Annotated in this window: 9 protein-coding genes; 6 read left to right on the top strand and 3 right to left on the bottom strand. The window is 66.5% G+C overall.

The features are described from left to right. Positions 1–278: 278 nt before the first annotated feature. From AAC014_RS05695 to AAC014_RS05680, 4 genes are all read left to right on the top strand, one after another. Positions 279–1118, top strand: a complete 840-nt coding sequence (locus tag AAC014_RS05695; RefSeq protein ID WP_339705322.1) for a hypothetical protein — start codon at positions 279–281, stop codon at positions 1116–1118. 113 nt (positions 1119–1231) lie between these two features. Continuing rightward, positions 1232–1759, top strand: coding sequence for a sigma-70 family RNA polymerase sigma factor (locus AAC014_RS05690; protein WP_339705363.1), 528 nt, complete (start codon positions 1232–1234; stop codon positions 1757–1759). Beyond that, complete coding sequence (locus tag AAC014_RS05685) at positions 1759–2244, top strand: hypothetical protein (RefSeq protein ID WP_339705320.1); 486 nt, start codon at positions 1759–1761, stop codon at positions 2242–2244. Before AAC014_RS05690 ends, AAC014_RS05685 begins: the two co-directional genes overlap by 1 nt. Continuing rightward, positions 2241–2876 (top strand): hypothetical protein, encoded by a 636-nt coding sequence (locus AAC014_RS05680; protein WP_339705318.1) that lies wholly within the window; start codon positions 2241–2243, stop codon positions 2874–2876. The genes AAC014_RS05685 and AAC014_RS05680 overlap by 4 nt, the downstream gene beginning before the upstream one ends. Positions 2877–2880: 4 nt before the next feature. Here AAC014_RS05680 and AAC014_RS05675 read toward each other — a convergent pair whose 3' ends face one another. Continuing rightward, entirely contained in the window at positions 2881–3750 is an 870-nt protein-coding gene (locus tag AAC014_RS05675) for a D-amino-acid transaminase (RefSeq protein ID WP_339705315.1), read from the bottom strand. A gap of 82 nt (positions 3751–3832) precedes the next feature. Between AAC014_RS05675 and AAC014_RS05670 the strand changes: the two genes are divergently transcribed. Then, positions 3833–5203: a deoxyribodipyrimidine photo-lyase gene (locus tag AAC014_RS05670; protein WP_339705312.1), complete on the top strand. Its 1371-nt coding sequence runs from the start codon at positions 3833–3835 to the stop codon at positions 5201–5203. A gap of 50 nt (positions 5204–5253) precedes the next feature. Next, a complete protein-coding gene (locus AAC014_RS05665; protein ID WP_339705309.1) occupies positions 5254–6516 on the top strand; it encodes a cyclopropane-fatty-acyl-phospholipid synthase family protein in 1263 nt (420 codons plus the stop codon). A gap of 63 nt (positions 6517–6579) precedes the next feature. Here the strand turns inward: AAC014_RS05665 and AAC014_RS05660 are convergent, their stop codons facing one another. Both AAC014_RS05660 and AAC014_RS05655 read right to left on the bottom strand, forming a co-directional pair. Next, entirely contained in the window at positions 6580–7557 is a 978-nt protein-coding gene (locus tag AAC014_RS05660) for a nitronate monooxygenase family protein (protein WP_339705306.1), read from the bottom strand. 88 nt (positions 7558–7645) lie between these two features. Then, a complete protein-coding gene (locus tag AAC014_RS05655; protein WP_339705303.1) occupies positions 7646–9001 on the bottom strand; it encodes a dicarboxylate/amino acid:cation symporter in 1356 nt (451 codons plus the stop codon). Between the last annotated feature and the right edge of the window lie 8 nt (positions 9002–9009).

Raw genomic sequence — 9009 nt, 5'->3', positions numbered from 1 at the left:
AGCTCTGAATCAGAAACCGACCGGATTGGGAATCCCTTTTGTCAACGCGGCCTAGGCTTTCCCAGGACATAAATAGAAATTTATATGCTTCTGGTCGGCAATATCGAGGATATAGTCAAATATTGCTTCAGGAGCCCATATCTTTAGGTCGGGTTCGGTCAGTGTCATATCTCCATATCGTCCCGGTAGCCGGTTTTGCCAGTGGCTGGGAGCGGATTTGACCCGATTTGCATAGCCCACGCTTCCATAATAGGAACACCTGTGCCTCCCTCCGGCACATGACCCAAGCCCCCGCACTCCCTTCGCCCGGCACCGCAACCCAGCGCCACGATGGCTGGACGCCCGAACGCCAGCGCATCTTCCTCGAAACGCTCGCCGAGTGCGGCACCGTGCAGGATGCCTGCCGCGCCGCGGGGATGAGCCCGGCGAGCGCCTATGCGCTGCGTCAGCGGGCATCCGGCGCGCTGTTCGCGCTCGGCTGGGCCGCCGCGCTTCGCCACGCGCGTGAGCGGCTTGCGGACGAGCTGCTCTCCCGCGCTATGCACGGCTGCACCGAAACGGTGGAACGCGGCGATGAAATCATCACGCGCCACCGCTTCGATAACCGCCTGTCGATGGCCGTGCTCACCCGGCTCGATCGCGAGGCGGAGAAGTTCGACGATGCCGCGCGCACCGTCACCACCGTCGCGGCGGATTTCGAGGCGCTGCTCGAATGCGTGGAGGCGGGCGATACGGGGGCCGAAGCCGCCTTCGTCGCCGCGCACCGGCCTGCGCCTCAGCCCGCCCCGCCGATGACGGACGCCGCGCTCATGCGGTCGCTGGCCGAGGCGGACCGGCGGCGGGCCTTGGCCGCCATGGCCCCCGAAGACATCGATATTTCCGATCTCGATCCGGCGGAGTCCGAAGACTGGGACGACGATCAGTGGGAACGCGCCTTCCGCAGCGGTCTTGCCGATACGATGGAAGACGATGACGACGAAGGCGATTATGAAGACGGCGATGAGGATGAAGACGAACGCGAAACGGGCGATGATGAGGGGGTCTGGCGCGGCGCCCGCGATGGCCTCCGGCATGTCTCAACTTCATCAACTTCGCGCCCCGGCCGCGCCGCGCCCTGAAATCGCGGTGCAGGAGAAATCGCTGCGGGGGACTTCGCTGCCGCCGTGCGTATTCCCTCCCGATGCTGCAGGTGAATAGGGGCGCCGAGCGATCGGACGAGCCGGGGGTGCTCATGGTTGCCGTGCAGAGCGGCGACGAGGACGCCTTTCGCCTTTTGACCCGCCGCCTTTACGGGCCTGCCATCGGCATCGCGACCAAGGTTCTCGGCGACCGGACCGAGGCGGAGGACGCGGTTCAGGCGGCGCTCGTGAAGCTCTGGCGGCAGGCGGCGTCGTTCGATGCGGGCAAGGCGAAGGTGGAAACCTGGTTCCGTCGCATCGTGGTCAACGCCTGCATCGATCGGAAGCGGTCGCTGCGGCCCGTGCAGCCGCTCGAACTGGTGGCGGAGCGGGCGAGCGACGACCCCGATCCGGAGATGCTTGCCGGGCAGAGCGCCCGCTCGCGGCGGATCGCGGAGGCGATGGCGCATCTGCCCGCGCGGCAGCGCACCGCCATCGCGCTGTTCTATGGGGAAGGCGCGACGATGAACGAGATTGCCGAGGCGCTGGAGACGACGCCGAAGGCTGTGGAAGGACTGCTGGCGCGCGCGCGCGTCGAGCTTGCGGAGCGGCTCCGGTCGCTTGCCGAAGAGGTGATGTGATGGAACGCGCAAGAGTGATCGAGATCATCGAGGCCTACGGCGGGTATCCCGCTGCGTGGCCCGAAGATGAACGCGCGGCGGCGGAGCGGCTCACGCTGTCGGACGCGGCGCTCACCGCCCTGATGAATGACGCGCGCGAGGTGGACCGGCTGCTGCGCGACTGGGCCTGCGAGCTGGTTCCGACGACGGATGCGGAGGCCGATGCCGCCGCGGAGCGCGCGCTTGCCGAGGTTTACAGGTCTGGCGCGCCACGTCGCATGTGGATGCGCGCCGCGTTCGGCGGGGCGATCGCCGCGTCGCTGGCGATCGGCGCTGTGCTCTTGTCGCGGCCCGATGCCGTGCCGATCCCGGCGGCGCCCGCTGCGCCCCCCGCCGTTCAGGTCGCGCTCGGCGAGTTGCCCGGAGAGGACGCCCAGGCGGCGCATGACATGCTGGTGTGGGGGAACGTGTTCACGCCCACGCCCGAAGAGGAGATGGTGTTATGAAAATTGCGTTCGCAGGCGCGATGCTGGTCGTCGCCGCATTCGGCGCGACGACGGCTTTCGCGGGCGACGACGTGCGCGCGCAGCGGCACACGTATCGCTTCGAATGGAAAGCGCCGTTCGCGGACATGTCGCCGCAGGGCGCGGCGATCATCGCCGAGGCGATGCAGGCGCAGCGCATCCCCTCGAATGCCGAGGAAGTCCGCAACGCCCGGCAGAAGGTGCTCGATCTGATTTCGGCGGAAAAGCTCGATATCGATGCGATCCGCAAGGCGCAGGCCGAGGAGCGGTCGCTCGCGATCAAGGAGCACGCCCGCGCGCAGGAAAAGATGCTCAAGGCCTATCAGCGGCTGTCGCTGCAGGATCGGCGCGCCTTTGCCGAAGGGATGCGCGCGCAGGAGGAGCGCATGATGCAACACCTCGCCCGCGCCCGCGAACGGATGAAGGACGCGCAGGAACGCAGCCGGATAGACGCCGATCGCATGAAGCGCGAGATGGAAAAGATGCGCAAGGAGATGCTGCGCAATGCCAAGGAAACCGGCAGCCTCTGGATCGTGATCCCACCGGTGTCGCCGGTGCCGCCGCTGTCGCCGGTAGCGCCGCCCGAACCGGTCGATCCCGACCGGAACGGTTGATCGTTTACCGCCGCCAGCCAGTCTGGCGCTCGACCTCGGCCCACAGAGCTTCGGCGAGTCGGGCTGTCACTGGGCCGGGCACGCCCTTGCCGACCGGATTGCCGTCGATGCTGATGATCGGCAGGCAGGGCGCGGTCGTCGAGGTCAGGAACGCCTCGGCGGCGTCCAGAGCGTCGGCGGCGGTGAAGGGCGCTTCCTCGACCCGGATTTGGTGCTCGCGGGCAAGGGCAAGCAACGTGCCGCGCATCACGCCGTGGAGGATGCTTTCAGTGGCGGGGTGCGTGACGATGGTGCCGTCCTTGCGGACGATCCAGGCATTGGTGGAGGAGCCTTCGCTGACCGTGCCGTCCGGGTTCACGAACCACGCCTCGAACGCTTTCGCCTCACGGGCCGACTGTTTGGCGAGTACGTTCGGCAGCAGAGCGATGGACTTGATGTCGCGGCGCTGCCAGCGGCTTTCCGGCTGCGTGATGACGGAAATGCCGGTTTTCTGCTGTGCGACCCGCACCCGGAAATCGAACGGGCGGGCAGTCATCACCAATGTCGGCACGGCATCGGCGGGGAAGGGGTGGTCGCGCCGCGCCGCGCCGCGTGTCACCTGCACATACAGCAGGCCGTCGCGAATCCGGTTCGCGGCAAGCACGCGGCGGGCAACGATCGAAAGCGCCGCGTCGCTCATCGGCGCCGCGATCGAGAGTTCCCGGAGGCTGCGGCCGAGCCGCGCGACATGCTGCGGCCAGTCGAGCATCCGGCCGTTCAGCGTCGCGGCGACCTCGTAGACGCCGTCGGCGAACTGGAAGCCGCGGTCCTCGATGTGAACCGTGGCATCGGCGAGCGGAACGAGACGACCGTTGACGTAAGCGAGGCGGGACATTTTATCGTTGTGACTCCGTGTTTTCTGCGAGTCTGACTAGTGTTCGGGGCAAGGAAGAACAAGCGGCGATGAAGGGAAAAGCATGAGCGGTACGATCGTCTGGCTCCGCGAGGATCTCCGCCTCGCCGACCAGCCCGCCTTTGCCGCTGCGGCACGCGAGGGCAGGGTGATCCCCGTTTACGTCCTCGACGACGAAACGCCCCGCCACCGCCGCCTCGGCGGTGCGCAGCGTTGGTGGCTGCACCACAGCCTCGCCGGCCTCGATGCCGATCTCCGAAAGCGCGGCTCCCGACTCATCCTGCGGCGCGGCGTCGCGGCGGATGTGCTCGCCGATCTCGCTGCGGAAACCGGCGCGCGGCGGGTTCACGCGCTACGCCATTATGCGCCGTGGTGGCGCAATGCCGAGCGCGCGCTCGCTGACAAGGTCGATCTCGTCCTCCACGACGGTGTCTGCCTGCTCCCGCCCGGTGAGGTGCGGACAGGGGCGGGCGATCTCTACCGGGTCTTCACCCCGTTCTGGCGCGCCCTCCGCGACCGGATGCCGCCCGCCGCATCGATCCCCGCACCCGAACGTCTCCCGGCACCGGACGTCTGGCCCACGTCCGACACGCTGGAGGACTGGGCACTGCTGCCCACACGTCCCGACTGGGCGGGAGGTTTCCACGTCTGGACGCCCGGCGAATCCGGTGCAAGCGCGCGGCTGGAGGCGTTCCTGCCGAATGTCGCTGCCTATGATGCCACGCGAAACCTGCCGTCGGAGGAGGGCGTCTCGTACCTGTCGCCGCACCTGCATTTTGGCGAGATTTCCGTGGCGGAGGTCTGGCGCCGCGCCGCTGCTCGGCCGGGCGCCGAACCGTTCCTGCGCGAGCTTGCCTGGCGCGACTATGCGCAGAACGTCATCCTCGCCCGCCCGGACTACGGCAAGGCGAACGGGCTTCTGGCGTTCGATCCGTTCCCCTGGCGTCATATGGCGGACCCCGATGTCGCTGCGGATTTCCGCGCATGGTGCCGGGGCGAGACGGGCTACCCCATCGTCGACGCCGGGATGCGCGAACTCTGGGCCACGGGGTGGATGCACAACCGGGTGCGGATGATCGCGGCGAGCTTCCTCGTGAAGCATCTCCTCATCGATTGGCGCGAGGGCGAGCGCTGGTTCTGGGACACGCTCGTCGATGCAGACTATGGCAGCAACAGCGTCAACTGGCAGTGGACGGCAGGCACGGGCATCGACGCCAACATGTTCGTGCGCATCATGGCGCCGCTCACCCAGTCCGAAAAGTTCGGCGCCGGCGCCTATATCCGCCGCTGGGTGCCCGAACTTTCGGGCCTTGACGACGCTGTGATCCACGATCCGGAAGCGCATGACGCGCGGCCCGCCGCCTATCCCGCAAAACGCATCGGGCACCGCGCTGCGCGGGAACGCGCGCTCGCGGCACTCTCCACGATTCGCTAGGCTTTGAATTCGCTTGGAAATGCCGCATACTCACCGCTGGGGAGAGACGGATGGCGACACATCCGGAAACGCGCGGCGCGCGCGTCGTCGAAGCAGACCGCCGGTTCTGGATCGGCGGCCTTCCTGCACGATTGTTCGCCGGCAGCCGCCAGCGCCTCATCAACCGCGTCGACGCCGGGCTTGCTCGGGGCAAGCTGACGCTTGTCGAGCCGGACGGCCGCGTGCAGCGGCTCGGTGGCCGTGCCCCGGGTCCGCAGGCCGAGCTTCGCCTCAACAACTGGCGTCCCTTCCTGCGGCTTGCGGCGGGCGGATCGGCGGGGTGGGCGCGTGCGTATTTCGACGGGGACTGGACCAGCCCCGACGTCCCCGCTTTCTTCGAAGTGATGATGCTCAACCGGCGCGAGCTTGGCAGCACCGGGCGCGGCGCGCTTCCGGGGCGCCTGTTCAACCGGCTGATGCGGGCGCTGCAGGCGAACACGCTCACCGGCGCCCGCCGCAACATCCAGTTTCACTACGATCTCGGAAACGATTTCTACGCCGCCTGGCTCGACGAGACGATGGCATACTCATCGGCGATCTTTGGCACGCCGGACGAACCGCTCGCCGAGGCGCAGCAACGCAAGGTCCGCGTGCTGCTCGACCGGCTGGAGATGAACCCGGGCCAGCGTCTGCTGGAAATCGGCTGCGGCTGGGGTGGTCTCGCCGAGATCGCGGCGAAGGAATACGGCGTCCACGTCACCGGCATTACCCTAAGCCGGGAGCAGCTGGAGTACGGGCAGCGCCGGATGGCGGCTGCGGGACTTTCAGACCGCGTCGACCTGCGCATCGCCGATTACCGCGAGGATATCGGCCGTTTCGATCACATGGCGTCGGTCGAAATGTTCGAGGCGGTCGGTGCGCGCTACTGGAAGACGTTCATGCGCTCCGCTTTCCGCGCCCTGAAACCGGGCGGGCGCGCGGCGATGCAGGTCATCACCATCGACGAAGCGGTGTTTCCCGCCTATCGCTCCGGCGCGGACTTCATCCAGACCTACATCTTCCCCGGCGGTATCCTGCCAAGCGAGCCGCGCTTGCGGACGTCGGCGGAAAACGCGGGCTTCCGGTGGGAAGGCGCGGAGGCGTTCGGGCAGCACTATGCCGAAACGCTCCGCCAGTGGCGCCTCCGCTACGATGCCGCACGGCAGGAAGGCCGTCTCCCACCCGGGTTCGACGCCGCCTTCGATACCATCTGGCGCTACTACCTGATGTATTGCGAAGGCGGCTTCCGGTCAGGCGGGATCGACGTTGTGCAGACGCTGTTGAGGCGGCCTTGAAAGCGCTTCCCAAATAGGGAAAGTCGTGGGACGAACCCCGTGTTCTTTGAAAACCCGGGGTCGCTATGCGTTCGCGAAGCCCGTCAGTCTCTGGCGGATGATCGCGTCCGCTTCGGCCATGATGCGGTCGATCAGGTCCTTGCAGCTCGGAATGTCGTGGATCAGCCCGGCGACCATGCCGCAGCTCCACGCGCCCGCATCCATGTCGCCGTCCTTCATGATGCGCGGGTAAACGCCCGCGACTTCCTCGATGATGTCCTCGAACTTCAGGTTCGCGCCCAGCTGTTTCTCCTTTTCGAGCAGGCGATCGACAGCGGCGTTGTGGAGAACACGCTCGGTGTTGCGCAGGGGGCGCATGACGAGGCGCGTATCAAGCTCGCTCGCGGCAAGGAGCGCCTGCTTCACCTTTTCGTGCACCGGTGCTTCCTTGGTGGCGATGAAGCGCGTGCCCATGTTCATGCCTTCGGCGCCGAGCGCGAGCGCCGCGACGAGGCTGCGCCCGTCCGCCATGCCGCCTGAAGCGACGAACGGAATTTCAAGCTCTTCTGCGGCGCGCGGCAGCAGGATGAAGTTCGGCACGTCGTCCTCGCCCGGATGCCCGCCGCACTCGAAGCCGTCCACCGAAACCGCGTCGCAGCCGATCGACTGCGCCTTCAGCGAGTGCCGTACGGAGGTGCACTTATGGATCACCTTGATGCCTGCGTCCTTGAAGTAGGGGAGCACCTGCTGCGGGTTGTTTCCCGCCGTTTCGACCGCCTTGACGCCGCCTTCGATGATCGCGCGCACGTAACCGGGGTAGTCGGGCGTGTTGACGACCGGGAGGAAGGTGAGGTTCACGCCGAAGGGTTTGTCGGTCATGTCGCGGCAGCGTGCGATTTCGTTGGCGAGGTCGGCGGGGGTGCGCTGCGTGAGCCCGGTGATGATGCCAAGGCCCCCGGCATTGGAGACGGCGGCGGCCATTTCCGCGAAACCGACGAAGTGCATACCGCCCTGAATGATCGGATGCTGGATGCCAAAAAGCTCGGTGATGCGTGTTTTCATCAAGTCCTCCTCATGTTGGTCGGGAGAATATAACTTTTAGATATATACGAGCAAGCGGCGATTTTGGACAGGCGCGGGCAGAGTTGGATCAGTCCTCGGTAACGGCGGTATCGTCGCCGGGACCGGCGGCGGGATCGGGCTTGGCCGCGATCGGAAGCGGCGGTCCGGTGAGCGCAGCGTTGAGTGCGGCGCGGTCGAGTTCGCCTTCCCAGCGCGCGACGACGATCGTTGCCACGGCATTCCCCACGAAGTTGGTGAGCGCGCGGCATTCGCTCATGAAGCGGTCGATGCCAAGGATCAGCGCCATGCCTGCGACCGGCACGCTCGGCACCACCGAAAGCGTTGCGGCGAGCGTGATGAAGCCAGCGCCGGTGATACCCGCGGCGCCCTTCGAGCTCAGCATCGCCACGAGCAGCAGCAATACCTGCTCTTCAAGGCTGAGATCGATGTTGAGCGCCTGCGCGATGAACAGCGCCGCCATCGTCATGTAGATGTTGGTGCCGTCGAGGTTGAACGAATAGCCGGTCGGCACGACGAGCCCGACCACCGATTTGGAAGCGCCCGCGCGCTCCATCTTGGCGATCAGGCTGGGGAGGGCGGCTTCCGAACTCGACGTGCCGAGCACGAGCAGCAGCTCTTCCTTCAGGTAGCGGATGAGCTTCAGGATCGAGAAGCCGTTCGCGACCCCGACCAACCCCAGTACGCCGAGCACGAACAGCAGTGAGGTGAAATAGAAGGTCGCGATCAGGGCGGCGAGATTCGCCACCGTGCCGATGCCGTAGGCGCCGATCGTAAAGGCGAAGGCCCCGAACGCGCCGATCGGCGCGGCCTTCATCAGGATGCCGACCAGCCGGAACACGGTGGCGCCGAGCGCTTCAAGAAAGCTGACGACCGGCGCGCCGATGTCGCCGACAAGTGTGAGCGCGATGCCGAACAGGATGGAGACGAACAGCACCTGCAGGATGTCGCCCTCCACAAAACCGCTGACGAGCGTGTTCGGGATGATGTGCATCAGAAAACCGACGATGCTGCTGTCGTGTGCTGCGGTCGAATATTGGGCCACCGCGCCGCCGTCGAGCGTCGCGGGGTCGATGTTCAGCCCGCGCCCCGGCTGGATAACGTTGGCGACGATGAGGCCCACGATGAGCGCGAGCGTCGAGAAGACGAGGAAGTAGATGAAGGCCTTCGCCGCCACGCGCCCGACCCGCCCGAGGTCGCGCATCCCGGCGATGCCGGTCACGATGGTGAGGAAGATGACCGGGCCGATGATCATCTTGACGAGCTTGATGAAGGCATCGCCGAGCGGTTTCAGGCTTTCGCCGAATTCCGGCCAGATGTGGCCGATCGTGCCGCCGAGCACGATGGCGAGGAGAACCTGGAAATAGAGGTGCGCGTAGAACGGGCGCCCCACTGCCGGAGTCGAAACCGATGGCGGCTGGATCAAGGGCTCTC

The organism is uncultured Sphingosinicella sp., assembly GCF_963974575.1.
Classification (GTDB): Bacteria; Pseudomonadota; Alphaproteobacteria; order Sphingomonadales; family Sphingomonadaceae; genus Sphingosinicella.
Note: the sequence above shows the minus strand (reverse complement) of the source record. Positions and strands in the feature narration are given on the sequence as shown.